At 42.7% G+C, this 24031-nt stretch carries 23 protein-coding genes, 1 tRNA gene and 1 pseudogene; 12 read left to right on the plus strand and 13 right to left on the minus strand.

Translation table 11 applies throughout. The features are described from left to right. Window positions 1-251: 251 nt before the first annotated feature. Window positions 252-328 (minus strand) — tRNA-Met (locus tag ACWB1W_RS03265). 71 nt (window positions 329-399) lie between these two features. On the opposite strand from ACWB1W_RS03265, the gene ACWB1W_RS03270 reads away from it, so the two are divergent. Then, window positions 400-642, plus strand: coding sequence for an NIL domain-containing protein (locus ACWB1W_RS03270; RefSeq protein ID WP_479369967.1), 243 nt, complete (start codon window positions 400-402; stop codon window positions 640-642). Continuing rightward, window positions 639-2153, plus strand: a complete 1515-nt coding sequence (locus ACWB1W_RS03275; protein WP_479369968.1) for an ArnT family glycosyltransferase — start codon at window positions 639-641, stop codon at window positions 2151-2153. Before ACWB1W_RS03270 ends, ACWB1W_RS03275 begins: the two co-directional genes overlap by 4 nt. Here the strand turns inward: ACWB1W_RS03275 and ACWB1W_RS03280 are convergent. Further along, window positions 2125-3300: a type II secretion system F family protein gene (locus ACWB1W_RS03280; protein ID WP_479369969.1), complete on the minus strand. Its 1176-nt coding sequence runs from the start codon at window positions 3298-3300 to the stop codon at window positions 2125-2127. The two genes, ACWB1W_RS03275 and ACWB1W_RS03280, sit on opposite strands and share 29 nt — an antisense overlap. Continuing rightward, window positions 3297-4154, minus strand: coding sequence for a type II secretion system minor pseudopilin (locus ACWB1W_RS03285; protein ID WP_479369970.1), 858 nt, complete (start codon window positions 4152-4154; stop codon window positions 3297-3299). The genes ACWB1W_RS03280 and ACWB1W_RS03285 overlap by 4 nt, the downstream gene beginning before the upstream one ends. Window positions 4155-4168: 14 nt before the next feature. On the opposite strand from ACWB1W_RS03285, the pseudogene ACWB1W_RS03290 reads away from it, so the two are divergent. Continuing rightward, window positions 4169-5200, plus strand: a pseudogene (locus ACWB1W_RS03290) (carbon starvation CstA family protein); the annotation flags it as partial. 24 nt (window positions 5201-5224) lie between these two features. Continuing rightward, window positions 5225-5836: a carbon starvation CstA family protein gene (locus ACWB1W_RS03295; protein ID WP_479369989.1), complete on the plus strand. Its 612-nt coding sequence runs from the start codon at window positions 5225-5227 to the stop codon at window positions 5834-5836. Here ACWB1W_RS03295 and ACWB1W_RS03300 read toward each other — a convergent pair. From ACWB1W_RS03300 to metG, 5 genes are all read right to left on the minus strand, one after another. Next, the gene (locus ACWB1W_RS03300; RefSeq protein ID WP_479369971.1) at window positions 5833-6750 is read right to left on the minus strand and encodes a hypothetical protein; all 918 of its coding nucleotides are present in this window, start codon (window positions 6748-6750) and stop codon (window positions 5833-5835) included. The two genes, ACWB1W_RS03295 and ACWB1W_RS03300, sit on opposite strands and share 4 nt — an antisense overlap. Next, entirely contained in the window at window positions 6747-7265 is a 519-nt protein-coding gene (locus tag ACWB1W_RS03305) for an FMN-binding protein (RefSeq protein WP_479369972.1), read from the minus strand. The genes ACWB1W_RS03300 and ACWB1W_RS03305 overlap by 4 nt, the downstream gene beginning before the upstream one ends. A 74-nt stretch (window positions 7266-7339) precedes the next feature. Further along, window positions 7340-8605 (minus strand): DUF3373 domain-containing protein, encoded by a 1266-nt coding sequence (locus ACWB1W_RS03310; RefSeq protein ID WP_479369973.1) that lies wholly within the window; start codon window positions 8603-8605, stop codon window positions 7340-7342. 85 nt (window positions 8606-8690) lie between these two features. Then, window positions 8691-9518, minus strand: a complete 828-nt coding sequence (locus ACWB1W_RS03315) for an FAD:protein FMN transferase (protein WP_479369974.1) — start codon at window positions 9516-9518, stop codon at window positions 8691-8693. Beyond that, window positions 9515-10996, minus strand: coding sequence for a methionine--tRNA ligase (metG, locus tag ACWB1W_RS03320; protein WP_479369975.1), 1482 nt, complete (start codon window positions 10994-10996; stop codon window positions 9515-9517). The genes ACWB1W_RS03315 and metG overlap by 4 nt, the downstream gene beginning before the upstream one ends. A 45-nt stretch (window positions 10997-11041) precedes the next feature. On the opposite strand from metG, the gene ACWB1W_RS03325 reads away from it, so the two are divergent. From ACWB1W_RS03325 to kdsB, 5 genes are all read left to right on the plus strand, one after another. Further along, window positions 11042-12340: an adenylosuccinate synthase gene (locus ACWB1W_RS03325; RefSeq protein ID WP_479369976.1), complete on the plus strand. Its 1299-nt coding sequence runs from the start codon at window positions 11042-11044 to the stop codon at window positions 12338-12340. Next, on the plus strand, window positions 12298-12729 hold the full coding sequence (locus tag ACWB1W_RS03330; RefSeq protein WP_479369977.1) for a hypothetical protein: 432 nt from the start codon (window positions 12298-12300) through the stop codon (window positions 12727-12729). Before ACWB1W_RS03325 ends, ACWB1W_RS03330 begins: the two co-directional genes overlap by 43 nt. After that, window positions 12726-14597 (plus strand): type II secretion system secretin GspD, encoded by a 1872-nt coding sequence (gspD, locus tag ACWB1W_RS03335; protein WP_479369978.1) that lies wholly within the window; start codon window positions 12726-12728, stop codon window positions 14595-14597. Before ACWB1W_RS03330 ends, gspD begins: the two co-directional genes overlap by 4 nt. 265 nt (window positions 14598-14862) lie before the next feature. After that, window positions 14863-15219 carry a hypothetical protein gene (locus ACWB1W_RS03340; protein ID WP_479369979.1) on the plus strand — a complete coding sequence of 119 codons (357 nt, stop codon included), beginning with the start codon at window positions 14863-14865 and terminating at the stop codon, window positions 15217-15219. Further along, on the plus strand, window positions 15216-15932 hold the full coding sequence (gene kdsB / locus ACWB1W_RS03345; RefSeq protein WP_479369980.1) for a 3-deoxy-manno-octulosonate cytidylyltransferase: 717 nt from the start codon (window positions 15216-15218) through the stop codon (window positions 15930-15932). The genes ACWB1W_RS03340 and kdsB overlap by 4 nt, the downstream gene beginning before the upstream one ends. Here the strand turns inward: kdsB and ACWB1W_RS03350 are convergent. The 5 genes from ACWB1W_RS03350 to ACWB1W_RS03370 all read right to left on the minus strand — a co-directional run bounded on the left by ACWB1W_RS03350 (window position 15906) and on the right by ACWB1W_RS03370 (window position 20742). Continuing rightward, window positions 15906-16736, minus strand: a complete 831-nt coding sequence (locus ACWB1W_RS03350; RefSeq protein ID WP_479369981.1) for a cytochrome c biogenesis protein CcdA — start codon at window positions 16734-16736, stop codon at window positions 15906-15908. The genes kdsB and ACWB1W_RS03350 overlap by 27 nt on opposite strands. Before the next feature lie 12 nt (window positions 16737-16748). Then, entirely contained in the window at window positions 16749-17645 is an 897-nt protein-coding gene (locus ACWB1W_RS03355) for a radical SAM protein (RefSeq protein WP_479369982.1), read from the minus strand. 45 nt (window positions 17646-17690) lie between these two features. Further along, on the minus strand, window positions 17691-18794 hold the full coding sequence (gene cydB, locus ACWB1W_RS03360; protein WP_479369983.1) for a cytochrome d ubiquinol oxidase subunit II: 1104 nt from the start codon (window positions 18792-18794) through the stop codon (window positions 17691-17693). Then, window positions 18791-20197: a cytochrome ubiquinol oxidase subunit I gene (locus ACWB1W_RS03365; protein WP_479369984.1), complete on the minus strand. Its 1407-nt coding sequence runs from the start codon at window positions 20195-20197 to the stop codon at window positions 18791-18793. Before ACWB1W_RS03365 ends, cydB begins: the two co-directional genes overlap by 4 nt. Before the next feature lie 128 nt (window positions 20198-20325). Then, entirely contained in the window at window positions 20326-20742 is a 417-nt protein-coding gene (locus ACWB1W_RS03370; protein WP_479369985.1) for a hypothetical protein, read from the minus strand. 27 nt (window positions 20743-20769) lie between these two features. Between ACWB1W_RS03370 and ACWB1W_RS03375 the strand changes: the two genes are divergently transcribed. The 3 genes from ACWB1W_RS03375 to truB are packed head-to-tail and all read left to right on the plus strand — an operon-like array spanning window position 20770 to window position 23951. After that, on the plus strand, window positions 20770-22140 hold the full coding sequence (locus ACWB1W_RS03375; RefSeq protein WP_479369986.1) for a DegQ family serine endoprotease: 1371 nt from the start codon (window positions 20770-20772) through the stop codon (window positions 22138-22140). Window positions 22141-22149: 9 nt separating this feature from the next. Further along, on the plus strand, window positions 22150-23082 hold the full coding sequence (locus ACWB1W_RS03380) for a sigma-70 family RNA polymerase sigma factor (RefSeq protein WP_479369987.1): 933 nt from the start codon (window positions 22150-22152) through the stop codon (window positions 23080-23082). Then, window positions 23082-23951, plus strand: coding sequence for a tRNA pseudouridine(55) synthase TruB (truB, locus tag ACWB1W_RS03385; protein ID WP_479369988.1), 870 nt, complete (start codon window positions 23082-23084; stop codon window positions 23949-23951). The genes ACWB1W_RS03380 and truB overlap by 1 nt, the downstream gene beginning before the upstream one ends. Window positions 23952-24031 lie beyond the last annotated feature (80 nt).

Genomic DNA, 24031 nt, shown 5'->3' on the forward strand with positions numbered 1-24031 from the left:
AACTTCTGTAAGAAGAATCTTTTGAATTTTCGGAAATGAGTTAACTTAAGCCTATGGACTGGGGATAGGTTCTCACGATTATCTTCGGTAAAGCAGGGTTTATGTCTATTTTTATGTTTATTATCAACAAACAGATTGATATGGTAAACAGAAGGATAGACACAATTGATAAACGAATTGATGACCTAAGGCAAGATATGGATAGCGGGTAAAAAGATATCGATTAAAACCCGAAATTTTAGGCAAGAATCTGGTTGCGGGGGCGGGATTTGAACCCGCGACCTCCGGGTTATGAGCCCGGCGAGCTACCAGGCTGCTCCACCCCGCGTTACCAGTTTAATTATTATAAGAACGAAAAATATATATGTCAAGTGGGATAACTGGTTTACAATAAGCGATATGAATATGGTAAGGCTTCAGTTGATATACCCGGAGGAAAAGGTGAAAGAACCTATTTTATGCATGGTTTGCAAGAACTTTGACGTTGTCGTAAATATAAGGAAGGCTCAGGTCTCCCAGGATACAGGATTTCTCCTGGTTGAGATAGACGGGGATTCCGAAGAGATAGAGAATGCTATAAAGTTTATAGAGGAACAAGGTGTTGAGGTTCAACCGATAGAAGGACAGATATTTACCGAATGAAGAAAAGATTAATACTTTTTTTATCCCTGGTATTCCTCTACTTTTTTAATCTCGGGTATAACGCAGTATGGATACCGAACGAGTCCTTCTACGCCGATGCATCAAAGAATATGCTTGAGACAGGAAATTATCTCACACCCGTTTATAACGGCGAGCTAAGGCTAAACAAACCCCCAATAACCTACTGGCTTTCTACACTTGGCTTTAAGATTTTCGGTATAAACGAGTTCGGGCTTAGGTTTTTCCAAGCGTTGCTAGGAATCCTCACGGGAGTTTTAACTTATCTAATCTCAAAAAAACTAACGAGAAATGATGATGTTTCGCTGCTTTCTGCATTAATCTTAAACCTTTCGTTTATATTCGTAGCGAACGCAAGATACACCTCTCCGGAGGTTCCCTTCACATTTTTTATAACCCTATCTCTTTACCTTTGGCTTAAATATTACACGGAAAGGAGGTATTTATTTTTTCTCTTTGCTTTAATCGCTTCCTCTTTTGCGGTCCTCACGAAAGGTCCTGCGGGCTTTGCTCTGCCTGCGGGAGTTATATTCTTTTACCTTTTATTCAACAATCCCAAGGAGCTTTTAAAACTCAGGTATTACCTCGGAACTCTTTTCGTTCTTATAACGGGTGGTTGGTGGTTTTTATACCAGTATCTTACAAACAGGGAAGCATTCTTAGAGGTGTTCGTAAAGGAGAATATAAAACGCATATACGCCCTTCAAAAGGACCCAGTTTACTTTTACGTAGTTGATATTAACGTTTCCTTTCTACCCTACTCTTTACTTTTCTTTCCGGCACTTTTTTGGGCTTTCAAAAAAAAGGAACTTAGGTTTCCTTTAGCATGGTTTTTATTCATCTTTACGCTTTTCAGTTTGGTGAAGATGAAAATACCCGTCTACATAATGCCGGCATACCCGGCTATGGCAATAATAACGGCTTACTTCTTGCAAAGTTCTGGCCTTAAAAGGTTAAAAAACATCCTTTCTCTCTTTCTCGGAACCCTCTTGAGTTTAGCTTTATTTCTCGCAGCCTATTACATAAAAATGAGTTTATTTTTAATTCCCTTAATACTCTTTAATCTTCTTCCGGTATTTCTAAAAAAGTTCACCTTATTTCCTGCTTTTGCGGGATTCAGCTTTCTACTATATCTATCTTCTGTTATACTTCCCTTCGTTGAAGAATACAGACCTTACAGAGAAATTGGTAAAACTATAAGGCGGATAGACCCTTACGGTAGACTAAAAACCTATGAGGTAGGGTTCTTCCATCATAACCTTCCCTTTTATGCGGACAGGGTGATAATAAGAAACAAAAGTTTAAGAGAAGTAAAGGAAGGTTTAATTCTCGTAAGAAGTGATTTATCAAAATGCAAGGGAATAAAAAGCTGGAAACTTTATACTTCATCCGAGTCAAGATTCTTTAAGTTTCTGTTGGACATAAAGAGGGGGAAACGGTTCAGGGGGTTTAAGCTGTGTCTTCTCACTCAAGACCTGCGGAAATCTCGGTGAGGGGAAGAATTACACTTACCGCTATTATTCCGACCGTTATACCTATTACGAGTATTGAGAGAGGTTCAACAACTCTGAGCCAGAAGTTTACAGTTCGGTCCGCCTGTTTTTCGTAAATCTCCGATATAAGCTCAAGCATCTTCTCAAGTTCTCCGCTTGCTTCTCCCGTTTCTACAAGGCTTGAAAAGAGTTTAGGTATATCCTTTTCGTAAAGTAAAGATGAAAGACTTTTTCCCTTCTCAATGTAAGGGATTAAATTCTCAAGTTTTTTTCTCAGGTATAAGTTTGAGAGACTCTTTACGGATATGCGAAGTGCGGTATTTAGCGGAACACCCGCCTCAAGGAGCATTGATAAAACTCTTGCAAACCTTGAGAGGTTAAAGTAGAGGTTTACCTTTCCCACTACGGGTATCTTTAGGAGTATTTCGTGAAGCTTTTCTTTTGATACGAATCTCTCACGTAGGTGAAAGAGAAGAAGAAGTATAGGAAGGGCAAGTATGAAAAGGGTAAGGAGGTCAGAAAAGAGTAAAACGACTCTTGTTATTAACGGGAGTTCTTTTCCGAAGCTCTCAAGAACGGAGGCTATCTTTGGGACTACGAATTTGACCGCTACAAAAAGGGATATAAAACTGAAGAGTATTATTACCGATGGGTAAGTTATAGAGGAAAGAAGTCTATTCCTGAAATCAGAAACTTTCTGGAGGTATTCACCTGCAACTTTAAATATAAACTCAAGGTTCTCGCCCCTCTGGACACCCGTTAACATTTCCGAGAGAAACTCGGGAAACACGCCCGTTTTTCTGAAAGCTTCTGCTACACTTTCTCCCTTCTCAAGGGAGCTCTTTACTTGATTTAATGCACTTCTAAGCTCTTCCTCCTCTACCTGAAAGGAAACGAGTTCTATCGCTCTTGTCAAGGGAATACCTGAAGAGAGCAATACGGAAAGTTCCACGAGTATGTAAGAAAGCTCTTCGTCGGATACTTTCTTCTTGAAGAGTGTTAAGCTTCTCTCCCGTTTTTCCTTTAGCTTTATCGGTCTTATTCCCTCCCTCTTTAGCTTCAGTATTAATTCCTTTTTGTCCCGCGCTTTTAACACTCCCCTTACCCTTTTTCCTTCCCTCAATCCTTCGTATACGAACTCCTTCATCTCAGCTCCTTATAAACTACTTTGTTATTGTCCCTGTCGTAAACCGCTACAAGCGTGGTTCTAACTTCTTCGGTATCTACAGAAAGTTCTATCTTAAAGAACCTGCTTTTTACTTTTACCATCGGGTTAATTCTGTATGCTATATCAAGGTTCATTCCGTCAACCAAGAGAATGTCGTTAACCCTTCTGAAAGGTTTCTCTTTCCTGTAGTCCGCTATTTTCTTGGCAAGGTTGAAGTCTATATCTCTGTCAAGAGCCATAAGAACGTAAACGGGAGCCGTGTTTATGTTCACCTTCCCCTCGGAAAATACGGTTATTAAATCAAAGAGCCCGGGGATTTCTTCAATATCCCTTTTCTTTCCGTATAAGTCCTCTTTATTTTTCCAAAGTAGTTCTATCTCGTAAACGGAATCAAAGGGTTTTTTCTTGGGCGGATACTCTGTATCAATGTATCCCTCTTCCTGACCGGTCCAGATGAGTATTCTGTCAAGGAGTAAAGGGTCTATCTCAAGAATTCTTAAAAGTCTCTCAAAGGCTTCCTTCAATCCCCTTACTTTTGTCAGATAGTTGGGATTTATATACCTGTCCTCATCGGTTATCTGAATGCTTACCGTTCCGAGGGGTGTATCAACCGCGTATGGTCTTGCCCAAGGGTCGGTAAGTGCATCGTAGGAGGAATCCTCTCTTCTGAGGAGCTCAATTACCTTAGGCAGAAGCGATTCAAGGAGTAGTGCATGCTTTTCTTTAAGGTAAACCTTTTTATAAGTTTTTTTAAGGGATATGGTTTCCTGCATGAGGTCCGCTGTGTAGTAAGAAAGCGTAAGAAACATGATGAGAACTATTACGATAATCACTAAAATAAAATTTTATGAACGTTTCTCTTCTTATAGGAGTTGCATTTCTCCTTTACGCATTTGGTTATTTCGTTTACTCAAAATACCTTGCGGAAAAGGTTTTTGAGCTGAGGGACGAAAACCCTACACCTGCTTAGGAGATACACGACGGGGTTGATTTCGTTCCGACGAATAAATGGATTTTATTGGGACATCACTTTACCTCCATAACCGGTGCGGGTCCTATAGTCGGACCCGCCATAGCCGTAATATGGGGCTGGCTTCCTGCATTTCTGTGGGTTGTATTGGGCGCCGTATTTATAGGCGGTGTTCATGACTTTACCGCCCTTGTAACGTCAATAAGGCATAAGGGGAAGTCAATAGGAACTATTTTGGGGGAGTATCTGGGCGAAAAAGCGAGGGTTTTATTCCTTCTTCTTCTCTTGGCTCTTGCCATTCTCGTTAACGCAGTTTTCGCCTACGTTATATCCCTACTCTTTGTGAAGTTTCCCACAAGCGTAATACCCGCATGGCTCGTTATACCCCTTGCGGTTGTATTCGGTTTTAGTGTTTACAAGCTCAGGTTCAACTTCCTGTTTTTAACGGTTATCTTCCTGGTAATCCTCTACGGAGGGATATACCTCGGGAGCATACTTCCCGTTGACGTTAAACCCATTGCTGAAAGTTTAGGGCTTAGCCCTATAATGTTCTGGATAGTTGTTTTATTCCTTTACGCATTCTTTGCCTCCTCGCTTCCCGTCTGGGTTTTGCTCCAGCCGAGGGACTTCCTTAACGGTCTACAGCTTCTGGTTCTTTTAGTTCTTCTTTACATAGGTGCTCTTGTAGCAAACCCTAAGATAGTTGCCCCTGCGATAAACCTCTCCCCCGAGGGTGCTCCCCCTATATTTCCCTTCCTCTTTATAACGATAGCTTGCGGAGCGCTTAGCGGTTTCCACGCTCTGGTTTCCTCGGGAACTTCCTCTAAACAGCTTGAGAAGGAAACGGACGCAAGAACTGTAGGTTATCTCGGTTTCATGGGTGAGAGCTCATTAGCCCTTGCTGTGATTATAGCTACGACTGCGGGTATAGCTATGTTTTCTGCGGATAGGTTTAACGAGCTTTACAGTTCCTGGGCTTCTATAAAGTCTTCAAGTATCGTTGCGGTCGTTGAGGGCGGAGCTAACCTACTTGTTTCTTTAGGAATTCCTATATCCTTCGGAAAGACGGTTATAGCTACGCTTATAGTCCTCTTTGCTGCAACAACCATGGACACAAGCGTAAGAATTCAGAGATACATACTGAACGAGCTCGGAGAGATATACGGAATAAGGTTCCTCGTAAATCCTTGGGTTGCCTCCGGTGTTGCTGTCCTTACATCTATGGCTCTAGTTCTCTCAAAGGAAGGCGGAAAGGGTGGTATGGTTTTCTGGCCGGTTTTCGGTGCCGCTAATCAGCTTCTTGCAGGTCTCGCTCTCCTTGTAGGATACCTGTATCTCAAAAGTGTTAATAAACCTACATGGCCTGTATCAATTCCTATGATACTTGTCCTTATAATAACCTCGCTTGCCATGGCAATGAACGCCTGGAACAACCTTATGAAGGGAGACATACTACTTTTCAGCGTAAGCTTCATCATTTTGCTTCTTGAAAGCTTCATAATCTTCGAAACGATAAAAGCCGTGAAAGAACCCAAAACCGCTTAATGTTTTAAGGACTCTTTAAGCAAGTAAAGGGAGACGAAAAGGGTTAAAAGCGAAGATACAAAGAAAGATAGGAGTTTTATTAGAGAAAAGTCCGGATGAACGTACCTTATAAGGAACCCCGATAGGCTCTCAAATAGGGGGATAACAAGCAGAAGTATGAAGGTTAGCATTTTTCTTTTGTAAGACGTAAACAAGAGGAAGTGTCCGAGAGCAAAGTAAAAAGCCGGAACGCTGAGGGTATGGGGATGAGATACCTTTATAAGTCCATCAAAGTTCTTAGGCTTTATAAACTTTTTCGGGTTTCCGAGATAATACTCCTTTATACTTTCAGGATTAAAGCCAAGTTTTTCTTTAAATAAGAATAAGTTTATAGTTGTAAAGGTTAACGCAAAAATAGAAAAGATACCTATGAGCAGTTTCAAAAATTTAAAGTCTTGCGTTGTTTCTTCCTTCTTCAGTAGCTTGGATAAGTTTAACGTAAGTGTTATAAAACTAGTAAGTTGAAAGAGAAAAAAGGAGGTATTCTTTAGGTAAAGAAGAACTTTAAGCTCTGTAAGGTATATAACTACGTCAAGGAGGGGGTGTAAGAATAATAAGGCAAATGTTGAGAATATGAGTAAATACTTAAACCTGTAGTGAAACAAGGTCGTTACGGAGAAAAGAATAAAAGCAAAGAAGAAGTTGATAAAGAAGAATATATGCATTTCCTGAAATAGGAGAGATAGGGATACCTTTTCGGGAAAGTCGGGCTCCCCGAAGAAAAACACGTTAAGCTTTTTAAGGGATATTCCGTAAACTGTGTCGTAATAAAAGAAGTTGCTTATCCAGAACAGAAATCCGAAAAGGTTGAAGGTGAGAAGTGCATAAAAGAGGGGCTTGTTTCTCTTCACGTCTGCGGACAGAAGAAACCTCATTTTTTACCTCCGAATAGAACTTCCCAAAGTGCTAACGCTTTTTTTGCATGTTTTGTCACAGCTCTTGCGCTCAGTGTTGCACCGGTTATGTTGGGAATATCCTTTTTAAACCTCACGTTGTTTATATCCCTTCCTTTGAAAAGCTCAATCCACTCCTTGGGCGGTAAATACTCTATGGGTTCATAGAAAGCCAGGATTTCTATCAGCTCAATCTTCCCTTCTGGAGATATAACGTATAAAACGGCTTCCGGCTTTGTTCTCACTCTGTGAATATCAACGTATCCGTAAGCGAGAACTTTTTTCCTCTTTTTTACTATGTAAAAGGTAACAAATCGGGTATTTATTTTCATTCCTGTAAGTTTTTCAACTCTTTTTAGTTCATCTTTTGTGAGAATTTTGTCAATTATTTCCACCTCAGAAGATGGGTATAACTCTTTTAAAACTTGTTCAGGCTTTGTTTCTTTTGAAAAGGAGAAAAAGAAAAGTAGGAGGAAGAGAACAGCACTTATTAACATTTATCACCTCCACAAAAAATGATAAAATAGAAACGTCCCCCACCTCCCGGGGTGGTGCTCCCGCAGGGGCTTTTTTAAAACATCCAAGTAATAGCGGCACGATACAGGTTATTGTCCTTCTTATCTTTATAATCTTCGCGGACGTAATCCGCCTTTAGAGCTACAAGTGGATGAGGCTTATAGGATATACCGAAGTTGTAAATGTTCAGTTCGGAACCTTTAGGCTTCTCGTATCCCGATGGGACAGAAGCGTGCGTATCGTAGCTCTCAAACATGCCAAACACGTAAAGCTCCTGTTCGGTATCAAAGTGTCTCAGGACGTTATAGGCAACCTGGAGGTAAAATCCCTGTATACGCTTTGGAAATACGTTACAGGTGCTCTTATTAACTTCACAACTCGGGGGGGACAACTCTAAGGTTATCTTTTCCGCATCACTAACAGCTGCGTAAGCTCCCACGAACCTGACATCAAACCCTCCATACTGCCACCAGAGGTGTGGAGAAAATAGGTAAACGTTTCCGAGGTTGTCGCCGTCTTCATTCTGAACTCCCGATATGAAGGTAGATGCACCTACCGTAAGATTTCTCGGAAGCTTAAAGTCTATCCTTCCTGTGAATGCAAGCGAATCCATAGCCGCTTGTGCTCCGTTCTGTCTCAGCTTCTTTAGGGGAGCAGAGGCTTTAAATTCTTTCTCATCAGCTTTCATTCCGTTCACTATATAGGCTCTGTATGTAAATAGTTTTGTATCTCCGTAAATTCCTATGCCGTTCTCCCTCCAGGTTGTTGGGATTATGTTCCTTTCAAGGTAAGGCCTATCCACAGTGTAGAAGGTCGGAGGTTCATGAACCTCGTTAACTATTCCCACGGGAATAAGAACCATACCTCCCCTTATCCCGAACTCAGGTCTAAAGCTGTAATCAAGGTAGGCAAACTCAACGGCAAGCTCGCCGCTTTCCTCTCCTCCTTCCACGTACGCGTGCTCAATTTCAATTTCGGAATTAAATTTCAATTTCTCTGTGAATGAATAACCGAAGTAAAAAATAACCCTCTTTAGGTCAGTCCTCGTTTTTGGCTTATTATCAGGATTATGTATAAAGTGAACTTCACCGTATCCACCTATTGATACACCTTTCTTTAACTGGTAAACCTTTGAAGCTGCGGGTCCGTATCCACCGTATTGACGGGAAGCTTCGGGAATAATGAGTTCCAGTCTCAAGTTCCTGAACTCTTCTTTTAGAACCTTCACCTCTTCACGGAGCCTTTCAACCTCCTTTTTAATGTCCTCCTGCGAAAAACCTATACTGAAAAGAGCTAAAGAGAGAAGGAAAGTTTTTCTCATCTCACACCTCCTATGAGTTTGAGATTTAGTTTCAATAGCTCTTAGCTATTTAACCGAACTAAAAAACGTATTTCTATGAGATTCATCAGAAAAGACTTATATCTTTGAAGTAGTCTCTAAAAACTTCGTTCAAATAAACGCTTCCGTCCTTATACAGTATTAGAACTCCGGCTTTCGGGAAGTTTTTGAGAATCTCTTTAATCTTTTCTTCAGGAGAGGCAAAAATTGCTGTGGCGAGTGCATCGGCTACGCTACACCTTTCGTGAACAACGGTGACCTGTAATTTTTCCCCTTCTTTTCCTACTATATGTTTACGGAAGTAATTTCCCGAGGTTGATATACACAGGTCTCTTTTATTCCTCGCCTTCAGTAATATTCCTTTTGTTAAAGGATTGTAAACACCTATCTCCCTTGAGTGTCCCCATACGGTCATATCTCCGGACAAGGCTAAGAATCCGCTCCTCGTTTTTAAAAACTCCCTCGCTTTATCAAGTGCGTACCCCTTCCCTATTCCCCCGAAGTCAAGGGCCATTCCCTTTTTCCTTAAGAAAACTTTTCCGTCCTTGTAGAGGACTACGTCTCTGTAGTTAATAAGCTTCCTATTTCGGTTTATAGTGTAGCTTCCTACCGTCGGGTCAAAGTATCCGTAGGTTTTTCTGGCAATCTCAAGGGAAATTTTTACGAGCTCGTAAGTTTCTATTGAAACCTTCACGGGTCTTATTCCGGCGTTTTTATTTATCTCGCTTACCTCGGATTCCGGAATAAAGTGAGAAATCTTCTCCTCCAGTTTTCTTAAGTATTTGTAAACCTTTACCTCTTTTTTCTCAAGTTTATCGGTTATGAGGTAAGTTCCCATAAGGTAAAATACTCTCTCGCCGAAAAGAAAGGAAATAAGAAGAAAAAGAAAAATCATCTCTTCGGGAAAAGTATCTTTCTCTCTCCGAGTTTGTATCTCTCTTTTGAGTAAGGTTTTACCTCTTTTGAAAATCCCCTTTGGCCGAGCATCTCAAGGGCTTCGTTCATTTTGTTCGGTATTATCGGATAAAGAAGGTGGGTAAGAACGTTAAGTCCGTCAACGAGTGTGTAGAGAACCTTCTTTAGCTCTTCGGTTTTTCCTTCTTTGTTCAAGTTCCAAGGTTGCTTTTCATCAACGTATTTGTTTAGGTATGAAGAGAGTCTGAGGGTTTCCTCTATTGCCTTGTAAAAGTTTAGCTCTTCCATAAACTTCTCGTAGTTTTCTATAACCCCTTTCGCAAATCTCTCGTATTCTTCGTCCTTTTTTCCGCTCACCTCTCCGTTAAGGAATTTGTTTCCCATATTTACAACTCTGCTGTAAAGATTTCCTATCTCGTTTGCGAGTTCGCCGTTAATCCTGTTTAGTATAGCTTCCTTTGAGAAATCTCCGTCCTGTCCGAAGGGAACCTCCCTTAGGAGGAAGTATCTCACCTCGTCAAGGCCGTATTCTTGAACAACCTCATAGGGGTCTATTACGTTTCCGAGGGTTTTTGACATCTTCTTTCCCTCAACGGTCCACCATCCATGGGCAAACACCTTTTTGGGGAGCTCGTATCCGAGTGACATAAGGAAGGCCGGCCAGTAAACCGTATGAAACCTGAGGATATCCTTACCGACTATGTGGAGGTCTGCGGGCCAGTATATATCTACCTTATCCTCAAGGGCGGATATGTAGTTAAATAGCGCATCAAACCACACGTATACGGTGTGGTTCGGGTCAAAGGGAACGGGTATTCCCCACTTTACGCGTTCCCTCGGTCTTGTTACCGATAGGTCCTTCAGACCCTGCTTAACGAAGGAAATAATTTCGTTCCTCCTGTAGTGGGGCTGTATGAAGTCAGGATTCTTCTCGTAAAGCTCAAGGAGTTTATCCTGATACTTGCTTAACCTGAAGAAGTAAGAAGGTTCTTTTATGTATTCGCACCTCTTTTGGTGTATAGGACAGGTATAACCCTCAGCCAGCTCCGCCTCGCTTTTGAACTCTTCACATCCCACACAATACCATCCTTCATATTCACCGAGGTATATATCTCCCCTTCTATAACACTCTTCAAAAACCTCTTGAACGAACTTTACGTGGTAAGGATCCGTGGTTCTTATGAACTTTGTATACTCTATCTTCAGAAACTCCCACAGCTTTTTAAACCTCTCGGCGTTCCTGTCAACGAGTTCTTTCGGAGATATTCCAAGCTCCTCAGCCTTTTTCTGTATCTTGAGGCCGTGTTCGTCTGTTCCGGTGAGGAAGAAAACATCGTAATCCCTCATTCTATAGTATCGCGCTATAGTGTCCGCTGCTATTGTTGTATAAGCGTGTCCTATGTGGGGAATGTCGTTAACGTAATATATGGGCGTCGTAACGTAAAACTTTTTTCTCATGGTTTTTAATTATACGTTTTATAATCTTTTATTCGGGGTTTGTGAATGGAAAAGCTGGTTATCCTGGGTGCCCAGTGGGGTGACGAAGGGAAAGGGAAAATCGTTGACCTCCTTTCAGAGCACTACGATATAACGGTAAGGTATCAAGGAGGAAGTAACGCAGGGCATACGGTTGTTGTGAACGGAGAAAAGTTTATCCTCCACCTCCTTCCCACCGGCATACTTCACGAGCACGTAACGGGAGTCATAGCTCAGGGGATGGTTATAGACCTTGAGGTGTTAAAGGAAGAAATAGAAGAGCTGGAAAGGAAAGGGCTTCCCGTAAGGGAAAGGCTCGTCATAAGCGACAGGGTTCACCTCGTTATGCCCTACCACAAGGTTCTGGACGCTTTATTTGAAAAAAAGAAGGGCATAGGAACGACCTTAAGGGGTATAGGTCCCGCTTATATGTTCAAATACGGAAGGAAGGGAATAAGAATCTCGGACCTATACGATGAAAACAGGTTCTACAGTCTGCTTGAAGAGAATATAGACTTCGTTAAAAACGTATGTGAAAAGGTTTTCTGTGAAAAGTTTCAGCTTGACGTTAGGGAGATTTACGAAAAACAGCTCCGCATCTTTAATGAGATAAAGGAAAACGTAAAAGACGTATTTAGGTTTTTAACGGGAACGGAAAAGAGTGTCCTCTTTGAAGGTGCCCAGGGAACGCTCCTTGATATAGACATGGGCACTTATCCTTACGTTACTTCTTCAAACTCTTCCGCTCTCGGACTTTCCAACGGAACGGGTTTATCTCCCAAGTATTTTTCGGACGCTTACCTTGTTGGTGTGGCCAAGGCATACCTAACGAGGGTTGGGGAAGGTCCTTTTCCCACTGAGCTTAAGGGTAAGCTCGGGGAAAGACTCAGGGAACTCGGTGGGGAATACGGTTCAACTACGGGAAGACCGAGACGCTGCGGATGGCTTGACCTGGTTGCTCTCAGGTATGCGGTTGAGGTTAACGGGCTTGATGCTCTAATCATAACGAAGCTTGACGTTCTTGACCCCTTTGATGAGATAAAAGTATGCGTGGCATACGAACTTGACGGAGAGGTTATAGAACACTTCCCCGCATCTTACACGGATATAAGCAGGGTAAAGCCCCTTTACAAAACCCTAAAGGGATGGAAAAAGAGCACAAAGGGAATAAGGGATATAAGTGACCTTCCCGAGGGAGCAAGGGAATACATAAGGTTGATTGAAGAATACACGGGGGTTCCCGTTATAATGCTTTCCACGGGACCTAAAAGGGAAGAGTTCATATGGCTGAGGGAAATTCTCAAGACAAAAAGAAGCTATTCGTAAAGAGAGCGAGGCAGTTCGCATACTCGGTAATATTTGGCTACACGCTTCTACTCATAGGAGCCTTTATTCTGTATCCCTACTTTAAGATGCCCGTAGTTCCCGAACTCGTTCGTTACGTAATAACCGCTCAGCTCGTATCCGCATTTTTCTCATACAGTGTTTCCTTTCTGGTGAGGAAGCTCTTCCTTCCCGTGAGGGCTGAGGGGGATTACTGGGGCTACATCGCAATGAGAAGATACTTCTGGAGCTATGCTCTTATCACACTTCCCTACTTCTTGGGATACCTCCTCTTTATGTTTGCGGGACACATTCAGAGCGTTATACTCGGTTATATACTTAGCACCGTTGGAGTTCTTCTATTTCTCCCGAGGGATAGGGACGTGGTATGAGGGTGGTTCTCTTTCTTGCGGTTGCATTCTGGTTCTCCTTCGGAGGGGTTTTCTTAAACTTTGACGAAGTTGACATAAAAACCGTTGCGGTTCAACTCGGGAAGCTTCTCAAAAAGAACGTGATAATAGACCCGAGGGTGAGGGGAAAGATAATACTCATATCAAACAAAGAAGTAAGTGAAAAAGAAGCCCTTGAGCTATTTTCTCAGGCTCTTGCACCGCAGGGTTATGCGGTAATAACAGAAAGAGACACCATTAAGATAGTTCCGACGAACCAAGGTGTTCCATTCACAAGTGTAAAGTTTCCGCAGGACGGAGAGCTTGTCACCATAGTTTACAAGCTGAAGAACGTGAATGCTTCCCAAGTTGTGAGTACCTTAAGACCGTTCCTCTCTCCTTACGGGAGGATAGCCTTTCACACCCAGTCTAACACTGTCGTTATTACGGACTACGGGAATTCAGTAAAAAAGATAAGGAAAATACTAAAGGCGATTGACAGGAAAAGTGCGGGCGGTGAGGTAAGGGTTTACACCCTAAAATACGTAAAGCCCTCTTACCTTCAACGACTTCTTACTCCCTTTTCTACGTACTCAAACAAGAAATACGGTGAGCCTACGGTTTTCGGTGCGGTTGATGAACTCGGCGTTCTTGCGGTCTACGCTCACAAGGAAATTCACGAGGTTCTGAAGGATATAATAGAGAAAGTAGACACTCCCGAAACCGCGGAGTCCGAAAGGAGCTTTTACATCGTTCCCCTAAATTACATATCCGCTGAGGAGCTCTACGAAAGCCTTAAGTCCCTCTTTCAGGGAATAAAGCCGACATCGGTAAAACCGAAGGGTAAAACGGGAACGGTTCAGCCAATATCCCTTAGAAGCGGTATGAAGATAGGTATAGATAAGAGGACAAACTCCCTTATACTCTTCGCGACAAAAGGGGAGTATGAAGCGGTAAAGTCCTTTATAAAAGAGCTTGACAGGAGGAGAAAACAGCTACTTCTTACCGCTACGGTTATTGAGGCTTCCGCAAAGAGCATACTGGAAAGCGGGATAAGGTGGCAGGTTCTGGGAACCCACGGGGGTGCAGCATTTAAGGGCTCTTCCCTTCAGGACGTTTACAACGCCTTTAAGTCCGGTCAGTTCATACTTGGTGCTTTCTCAAAGTCGGGAACGACGGTGAGCATAGGGGGAATAGACTTCTTCTTCCCAGACCTCGTGTTTTTATTCTCTCTTCTTGAACAGGGAACGGGCTTTAAGGTAGTCTCAAATCCGAAGATTTTAACCCTTGACAACCAAGAGGCAACCATAAAGGTGGGTCAAGTCGTTCCCTTTCCCACGGGTATAAAATACGACGTTAACGGAAACCCCATAATCACATACGATTACAAAGATGTAGGACTTGAGCTAAAAATAACCCCGAGAATTACCGGAAACACAGTTAGACTCGTTATAGACCTGAAGCTCCAGGAAATAACGGGATACCTTACGAACGAGGTTTCGGGAGTTAACTATACCGTTCCCATAACATCAAACAGGGAGTTAAACTCGGACGTCGTGGTTGAGAGCGGAAAGACCGTAGTCATAGGGGGACTCATAAGTAAAAAGAGCCTAAAGAGTGTTGAAAAAGTTCCGGGGCTCGGGGACATTCCCCTTGTCGGCAGGTTGTTCAGATACGACAGGGACGAAAAGGACAGAACAAGTCTCTTTATATTCCTCACCCCTCATATCATAACCTCCCCCGATGAGCTTTCAAAGATAACGGAAGCACACAAGAGACTTGCGGAGAAGTTAATGAAGGAAGCGAAGAAAAAGAAAAGGAAAAAAGAAGAAATAAAGGTAATGCCCGATGAAGACGAAGACCTTATTTAAGCTTTTTCTTTCAATTACCGTTTTCTTACTGGGCTTGTTCTTCTTCCTTTTTTTAACCTTCCCAAAGTTTATTTTTATTGATAAATTTCTTGAAAGGAATAAGATTTTTTTAATTTCTAATAAGGTTTACGAGGGATACTTCGGAATTATATTAAACAAAGGGCGAGTTTTTTACTTAAACAAAGAGGTTTTAAGCTTTGATGTCGGTAAGCTTGAGCTAAAACCTTTTTACCTTTTTCTCAGTTTATCCTGTAAAGGTAAGGAAATGACATTAAGACTTTACCCCTCCGGTAAAGTAGAATTTTCCTCGGACGGGTACGCTTGTTTTAAAGATATAAAAGAGGTTAAAGGGAATATCCTTTTAAAAGAGGGTGTAAGGGGAAGTCTTGAGATAAAAGGTTTAAATGCTCAGGGTTTTAAGATTGACAGGGTTGTTCTGAACTTTAAAGGTATGAGGTTTGACGGAACTATACTTTACGGAAGTATGGAACTGAGAGGTGGAGGGACGATAAAGTTAAATAAAGACCTTCTCCTTACCCGCGTAGACGGGAACTTTAGAGGAAGCGGTATAAACCTGAAGGTTTACGGAAATTTGAAGAACCTGAGGGTTAGCGTGAGATGAGAAGGGTTATAGTTGTTCCCGCAAGGATAGGCTCAACAAGGTTGAGGGAAAAGCCTTTAAGAAGAATTCTCGGAAAACCTTTAATCAGGTGGGTGATAGAGAACCTGAAAAAGACAGGTGAGAGGGTAATACTTACGACGGACAGTAATAAAGTAAAGGAGGCTGTTGAAGACTTATGCGAAGTTGTCCTAACTCCTTCTGACTTTCCATCCGGGAGTGACAGGGTTTTACACGTTATAAGGGATATGGACACGGAGCTTGTAATAAATTACCAAGGTGATGAGCCATTCTCTTACAAGGAGGATATAGAAAGAATATTCACGGAACTGGAGAGGGGTGAAGAAGTAGTAACACTGGCTGTAAGGGATAAAGAAGCCTACACGAGACCCGAAGACGTTAAGGTAGTTCTTGACAGGAGAGGTTATGCACTCTACTTTTCCCGTTCACCTATACCCTACTTCAGAAAGGAAGACGGGTTTTATCCCTTAAAACATATCGGTATATACGGTTTTAGAAAAGAAACACTCCTGAGGTTCGGGAGTATGAGAAAGGGAAAGCTTGAGGAGATAGAAGGTCTTGAACAGTTAAGACTCCTTGAGGAGGGTGTTAAGATAAGGGTTCTTCTAACGGATAACTACTACCACGGGGTTGATACGGAGGAAGACATAAAAATAGTTGAAGAAAAACTAAAAGGTTATATTGGCAAGGAGTGAAAGTTTATCAAGTGCTAAGAGTATGCCGAGACTTATCAGGAGAACACCTCCTGCAATTTCAACGTATTTAAAGAACCTTGAGAAGCTCTTCACGAAGTTAAGGAAGAAACCGAACAGAAGTCCCGAAAGGATAAAGGGTATTCCGAGACCCGAGGAGTATACCAAGAGAAGAAGTGCACCCTGAGAGGCCGTTTCCTGCTGAGATGCGAGAAAGAGTATAGAACCGAGAACGGGGCCTATGCAGGGACTCCATCCGAAGGCAAAAACGACACCCATAAGAAAAGCTCCTGCGTAAGAAAGCTCCGTTTTCGCCTCTATTTTAAGCTGCCTGTATAAATACTCATGGACTTTAAAAAGGTAAAGTATTAAAACTACTCCGTATGCAAAGAGAAGGTTAAAGAGCTCCTCTTTATTTATAAGCTTAAGAAGGTATAAACCAACGGGTATTAAACCGAAAAGAGCGTAAGCCTTTAGGAAATGTCTCCAGAGAAACAATCCCGAAAAGTGAAGACCGAAGAAAATAACAAAACCGCTTCCCACCCTAATAACCCAGTCCTGGTAATCGTGAAGGAGCTGACCCACGAAGGTTGCACTTGCACCAAGACCGGTAAACACGAGGGTAAATCCGACAACGAAGTAAACAGCGGATAGGAAAATCCTTATGTTGACCTTCTGAGACCTTTCAATTTCCGAGACGCTTACACCTGAGATGTAAGACAGATAAGCGGGTATGACCGGAAGAACACAAGGGGAAAGGAAAGAAAGGAGTCCTGCTATGAATGCACTTATAAAAGTTACTTCCATAGTTTTAAAATTCTAATCTAAAACGAGGTTAAAACCTTTAGCTTCTTCAAGGGCTTTTCTGTATTCCCCGTCCGTTATCCTCCTTGAGAGTTCCGGGTAGTCCCAAGCCTTGTAGTAGGGGAAGTATTGTTTCATTACGTTAACAGTAAGATTCTCGTCTATGCTTCTCAGGAACTCCATAACCTCTTTCGTTGTTGATATGTCGTTAGGAAGGACTAAGTGCCTTACCAAGAGACCCCTTACAGCTACACCTCTATTGTCAACCTTAAGGTTTCCCACCTGCTTATACATTTCCCTTATAACTTCCTTTGCTACCTCGGGGTATCTCTTAACTTTTGAATACTTTCTTCCGTAATACTCGTTAAGGTATTTGAGATCCGCCAGGTATATATCTACGATTCCGTCAAGAAGCTTTATCGTTTCAAGGGAGTCGTAAGAGGAGGTATTGTAAACGATGGGAATCCTTAGACCTTTTTCAACAGCTATTAGCAAGGCTTCAAGTATCTGAGGAACAACGTGGGAGGGTGTGACGAGGTTTACATTGTGACACCCGTATTCTTGAAGTTCAAGCATTGCATCCGCAAGGTCTTCGGGAGTCATCAACCTTCCCTTACCGAGGTGGCTCACGTCGTAATTCTGGCAGTAAACACACCTCATATTACAGTATCCGAAAAAGATTGTTCCGCTTCCCTTGTATCCCCTTATGGGAAACTCCTCGCCGAAGTGGGGAAAGTAGTCCGAAACAACGACATACCTACCGACCTTACAGAATCCTCTTTCATCCTCAAGTCTGTTAACCTTGCAGTTATGTGGACAAACTCTGCACTCCTTTAGCATTTCAAGGGCTTTCTCTACCCTCTTTTCAAGCTCTCCCTTTTCGTAGAGAGAAAGATAAGAAGGATACTCCATAGGAATTTAAGAAAGTAAGAAGGGAAAAAGCGTCAAGGGCGAAGCTCAATAACCACCCTCTTCGGGAAGCTTTACCTTACCCCAGAATATCTTGTAAACGAAGAACTTGTAGGCGAGAACTAAGGGAACACCTATGAGAGCAACTATAAGCATAACCTTTAGCGTCGTTTCGGAGGAAGCTGCGTTATAAACGGTAAGAGAGTTTACGGGATTTTGAAAGGGGTCTTTATCGTATATGGAGGGAACGAGTGTCGGGAATATGCTCACGAAAGCGATAGCGATAAAACCGAGAATTGTTACGGAGGAAGACCAGAAAGCGAGTGAGAAACGTTTTCTGTTGAGTGCAAGTATAACCGTCAGGTATCCCACGATAACCACGGGAAGAACCGGAAAGATAAACATCCTTATAAAGAAGTTCTGTATGAGCTGAGGGTGGTAAATCATTGTAAGAACGTGAACGATAAGGTAGAGAACCGTTGTATCAAACCAGAGTTTTTTAGCAAAGCTTGAAGCTCTTTCGGAAAGCTCTCCGCTTGTTGTCATAGCTATGTATATGGAACCGTGCATAGCCACAAAGCTGAGGGTTAGAAGTGCTATAAACAGAGCGTATGGGTCAAAAATGTTTATAAGAATTCCCGTATAAGAACAGTCCTTATCCGCACACAGCATATAGGTTTTTACAGTTTCTCCGTAAAGTTCTTTCTCAACGAGCTTAACCGGGAGCCCTTTTATAACGTTTCCAAGGGTAAGACCGAAAAGGAAGGTAGCTCCGAAGCTTCCGAAAACAAAAAAGCCGTCCATCAACCTCTTAAGGGTAAGAGTTGGCATCTTTCCCCTGTATTCAAGACCTATAGCCCTAAGAATAAGCATAAAGAGTATGAGAATGAAGGGAATGTATAAACCGCTGAAGAGGGTTGCGTAAGCTACGGGAAACGCTGCGAAGAGAGCTCCTCCGGCGAGGATTAACCACACTTCGTTAGCGTCCCATACCGGTCCTATGGCGTTCAGTATATACCTCTTGTCTTCTTCCGTTTTGGAAACAAAAGGATAAACTATGCCCGCTCCGAGGTCAAATCCGTCAAGAACCGCATACATTGCGACAATAAAGCCTATCAGAATGAACCAGACAACCGGTAAAAGCTCCATCATGCCACCTCCTCAGGGGTTTCGGGACCCTTTTTAACCTTGTAAACCATAAGTCCTACAAAGAGGGCAAAAACGAAGCTGTATATAAGTGTAAAGAGTATTATTGAGGTCAGTATCTGACCTGCGGGAAGGGGAGAAGCTGCGTGTTTTGTTTGAAGTATGTAGTAAACAACCCAGGGCTGTCTACCGACTTCCGCAACTATCCACCCTAGAACGTTTGCAACTATGGGAAGAGGTATTGATATTAAAAAGAGCTTTAAGAGGGGTTTTCTTTCTTCAAGCTTGTTCTGTATCGTTGAGAAAAAGCCCCAGGTTGTTATGAAAGCGAAGAAGAAGCCGAGGAAGACCATTCCCCTCAAGCTCCAGAAGGGTATCCAGGTCGGAGGAAGGTCTTCCTCCGTTATGTAAAGGGACATCCTTCCCGAAAACTTTCTCGGGTCAAGCCAGAGTTCAGGGAGCTCGTCATCCTTCACTTCTTCACCTTTCGCTATCTTCTGGAAGGTTGTTACAAGGTCGTGAATACCATAAACCTTTGCGTCGGGGCTGTGGTATGCGAGTATGCTAAGGAGTTTCGGAATCTCTATTCCTGGAACTATCTCAAGACCGGCTCCTACTTCCGTTTCCCATTTGTTTTCCATCATCGCAAGCTTAAGGGGTTGGGTTCTTGCCACCTGGTAACCGTGAAGGTCTCCCGCTATTATCTGGAGAAGGGAAGCAACCATCCCGAGTGTTACCGCTATCTTGAAGGACTCCTTAGCAACATCAAGGTGTTTCTTTCTGAGGATGTAATAAGCGGAAATACCCCCAACGAAAATTGCTCCCGTAATTAATCCGGCAAGGAACATATGGGTAAACCTAAAGGGTGTTGAGTAGTTTATAACCGCTGCGAGGAAGCTATCAAGCCTCGCAACACCGTTTTCTATGTGAAATCCCTTAGGGGTTTGTTGCCAAGAGTTTGCGACGAGTATCCACAGCGCGGAAAGATTAGTTCCTAGAGCAACCATCCAGGCGGAGAAGGCGTAAAACTTAGGACTTACCCTCTCCCTTCCGAAAAGCAGAACTCCGAGGAAAACGGACTCAAGAAAGAAGGCGAATATAGCTTCTATCGCAAGGGGTGCACCGAATATATCTCCCACGGTTTTGGAGTATTCGGACCAGTTAGTTCCGAACTCAAACTCAAGAACTATCCCGGTAACAACTCCTGCGGCAAAGTTTATGGCAAAAAGGGTTGTCCAGAACTTGCCGAGTCTCTCATAAAGGAAACGTTTCTCGTCGTCCTCTTCTATGGCCCACTTGGTCCAGAAAACTGCAAGAAGGACTGATAAACCCAAGGTTATGGGAACAAACAGGAAGTGATACATGGCAGTTAGTGCAAACTGTATCCTCGCAAGAAGAATAGCATCCATCTCCTTACCTCCATCAGGGTTAGAAAGTTCTAACCATAGTATAATTTTAATTCCTCGCAGAAGAGCAAGTATTATGATTTATGTCAGTAAGTTAATATAAACTTACGCAGGGTTAAAAAAAGAAAGATTCAAAAATTCTTTTTCAGTTCCTGGAGGCCTTTGAAAATCTCTTCGGTGTTAAACCTATCCTTATAGGTTTTGAGGAGGAGTTTCCAATCCCAGTAGTTATTCTTTGCCTCAAGGAAGGAAACCTTCTCAAGGACGTTATCTTTAAACACCGCTATAAAACTTGATACTACCGGGTGAGGATATTTATAACTCTCCCACACGAGTAGTCCCGCAACAAACTTCTCCCTTCCGTTCTTTTCTCCTAGACCTATTATTCCCTTAACCTCTTTAACTTGGGAAGGGTAAAGCTTTTTAAGTCCCTCGGTAAAAGGCTGAACGAGTTCTTCAAAGTCTTTCTCACTTAAAGGCCGGGGTTTTTCTCTATTCTCTTCTTTTTTAGGTTCATCGCCGAAAGGAAACTCGACTATTTTTCCCATTTTAATATAAATGATACAATTAACCTTATGGTGAAAAAATTACTTTTATCAACAATCCTGATAATAGCCTTTTCCTTTGCAAGTGTCCTTGAAGACCTTCAAGAGGAGATAACAAAACTTGTTGAGAAAGTCTCACCTTCAGTCGTAACTATATTCGTAGTTAAAGAAAAAAAGTCTTACTTCCCGATACCCGAATTTCCTTTTGAGTTTGATTTTCCCTTTAAATTTAACAGACCCTTCAAAAGAAAGGAAAGGTCTCTGGGAAGCGGTGTTATAGTGAAATACGATGAAGATAAAGAGGTAGTATATATTCTTACGAATGCCCACGTTGTAGAAGATGCCGTGAGAATTATCGTAAAACTTGACAGGTATACCGAGAAAAAAGGAGAAATTGTCGGAATTGATACGAAAACGGATATAGCCGTCGTAAAAATACCTTCTGAAGGTATAGAGGATATAGAAGACAGGGTTGCAAAGCTCGGAGATTCAAGCAAGCTCAAAGTGGGACAGGTTGTTTTCGCTATAGGTAACCCTTACGGTCTTGAGAGAACAGTAACTATGGGTGTTATATCTGCTCTGAGAAGGAGTATAGGTATAACTCAGTATGAGAGTTTTATCCAGACCGATGCGGCGATAAATCCCGGAAACTCGGGAGGGCCCCTTGTAAACATAGAAGGAGAAGTTATAGGGATAAACACCGCAATAATAGCAGGAGCCCAGGGTCTCGGTTTTGCAATCCCCATAAACCTCGCAAAGTGGGTTATGGACCAGATAATCCAACACGGAAGAGTTATAAGGGGATGGCTTGGCGTAGTAATTCAGGACGTAACTCCGGATATAGCAGAGGCTTTAGGCGTAAGGGAAGGGGTGATAGTTTCACAAGTCGTTAAGGGAAGTCCTGCGGAAGAAGCCGGGCTTAAGGTAGGGGACGTTATAGTTGAGGTTAACGGAAAGAAGATAAGGGATGCAAGGGATCTCCAATTCACTATAATGAAGACAAGACCCGGAACCGAGATAACTATAACGGTGATAAGGAACGGAAAAAAGATAAACCTTAAAGCAGTGGTTGGTGAGTTTCCCGAAGGGAGCAGTAAAAAAGTAGGGAAGGCAACTCCCGAAAATCTCGGTCTTATACTGAGAAACCTGACGCCGAAGGAGAAGGAAGAGCTCGGAATTCCTTACGGCGTTATAGTTGATGGGCTATACTCGGATTCTCCTGCGGAATACAGCGGACTTCAGCCCGGTGATATAATACTCAAGGTGAATAACTACCCGGTAAGAAGTGTAAGGGAGTTTTACACAATAATAAACAGACTCAGGGAAGAAGGTAGGAAGAAGGCTTTACTCCTTGTAAGAAGAGGTAGTGCGAATATATTTATTACCCTGGACTTAGAGTGAGGGGTGAGTATGGTTCCGGATTCCGAACAAGAGCTCATAAATCAATACTTGAAGAGGATTTCAAAGATACCCCTTCTCACACCCGAAGAGGAGAAGGAGCTCGCTAGAAGAGCCAAACAAGGGGATAAGGAGGCTTTGAAAAAGCTCGTTGAATCCAACCTAAGGTTTGTTGTCAGTGTCGCAAAGCAGTATATAGGGTACGGACTTCCGTTTTCCGAGTTGATAGCAGCCGGAAACCTCGGTCTCCTTGAAGCGGCAAAACGATTTGACCCCGATAGGGGTGTTAAGTTTATATCTTACGCGGTATGGTGGATTAGGCAGGCAATAATGCAGGCACTCTCCCAACAAACTGGAGCGGTAAGAATACCCCTAAAACAGTCACACATAATCAACAGGATTTCCCACATATACAGTGAGCTCTCAAAAAAGCTTGAGAGAGAACCCACACCCGAAGAGATAGCTGAAGAACTTTCAAAACAGATAATATCAAAGGAACTTGAGAGGGAGCTCGGAAGGAAACCGACGGAAGAAGAAGTAGAGGAACGTTTTAAGAAAGAGGGATACAAGATATCACCCGAAGAGGTTGAAAAATACCTTCAGGTATGCAGGGTTCCCTTATCCCTCGATGCACCGGTGGGAGAGAACGAAGACACGTTCTTTATAGACTTCCTCAGTAAGCACGGAACCGCGGAAGTTGAAGAGAAGGTTATCCAGGAGGTTATCCAGAAGGAGATTGATGACCTACTCAGCAAGCTAACGGATAAGGAGAGAAAGGTAATAGAACTTAGGTTCGGCCTGAAGGGCAACGAACCCAAAACCCTGAGAGAGATAGGAGAAATTCTCGGTCTTTCAAGGGAAAGAGTTAGACAGCTTGAAACAAGGGCCCTCAGGAAGCTCAGGAGTCTTGCGATGAAGAGACACCTTAAGGACTTCCTGAGCTGATGGACGGGGTTCTCTTAATTGACAAACCGAAAGGTGTAACCTCAACTAAGGTAGTTGAAAGGGTAAAGAGGAAGCTCAGAGCTAAAAAGGTTGGTCACACGGGAACCCTGGACCCGATAGCTACCGGACTCCTCATACTTCTTGTAAACAAGACCACACGCTTTGCACCCTTTCTTACAAACCTCCCTAAAACTTATGTTTTCACCCTGAAGTTCGGAGTAGAAACGGACACATACGACGCGGAAGGGAAGGTTGTTAAAACTTACGAAGGGGAACTGAACTGTGAGAAGCTGAAAGAAGTCCTTGAGGAGTTCAGGGGGGAGATTCTCCAAAAGCCACCACCCTTCTCCGCCAAGAAGGTGAAAGGGAAGAGGGCTTACGAGCTTGCAAGAAAGGGGGAAAAGGTAGAACTAAAACCCGTAAAAGTAACGGTTTACAGGCTTGAGCTCGTATCCTGCAATTCCGATAAGAAGGAAGCAGAGTTAATAACGGAAATCTCCTCCGGAGGATACGTGAGGAGTCTTGCAAAAGACATAGGGGATAAACTGGGTATAGGTGCATACGTGAAGGAGCTCAGGAGGACAAAAATAGACGGCATATCGGTAGATGAAGCCGTGAGCCTTGAAGAGTTTTTAAACTCTCCGAACCCCGAAGAGTATATACTTCCCGTTGAGAGTGTTCTTAGGTTCATCCCGGAGGTTAGGTTAAACAGCTTCCTTGCGGGAAGGATTCTTAATGGCCAAAGTGTCCTGATAGAAGGAGAACCTTATAACGGACTTGTAAAGATATATGATAACGGGAGGTTTATAGGCGTAGGTGAGCTTCAGGGAAGGGTGCTGAAACCTAAGCGTTTATTAGTAAAAAAATGATTTCCGAACTTGACAATAATATACTCAACCTTTAAGTTATAATTCCTGGATTACGGAGGTCGGGTTATGGCTTCTTCTAC

The sequence above is a fragment of the Aquifex sp. genome (assembly GCF_056494385.1).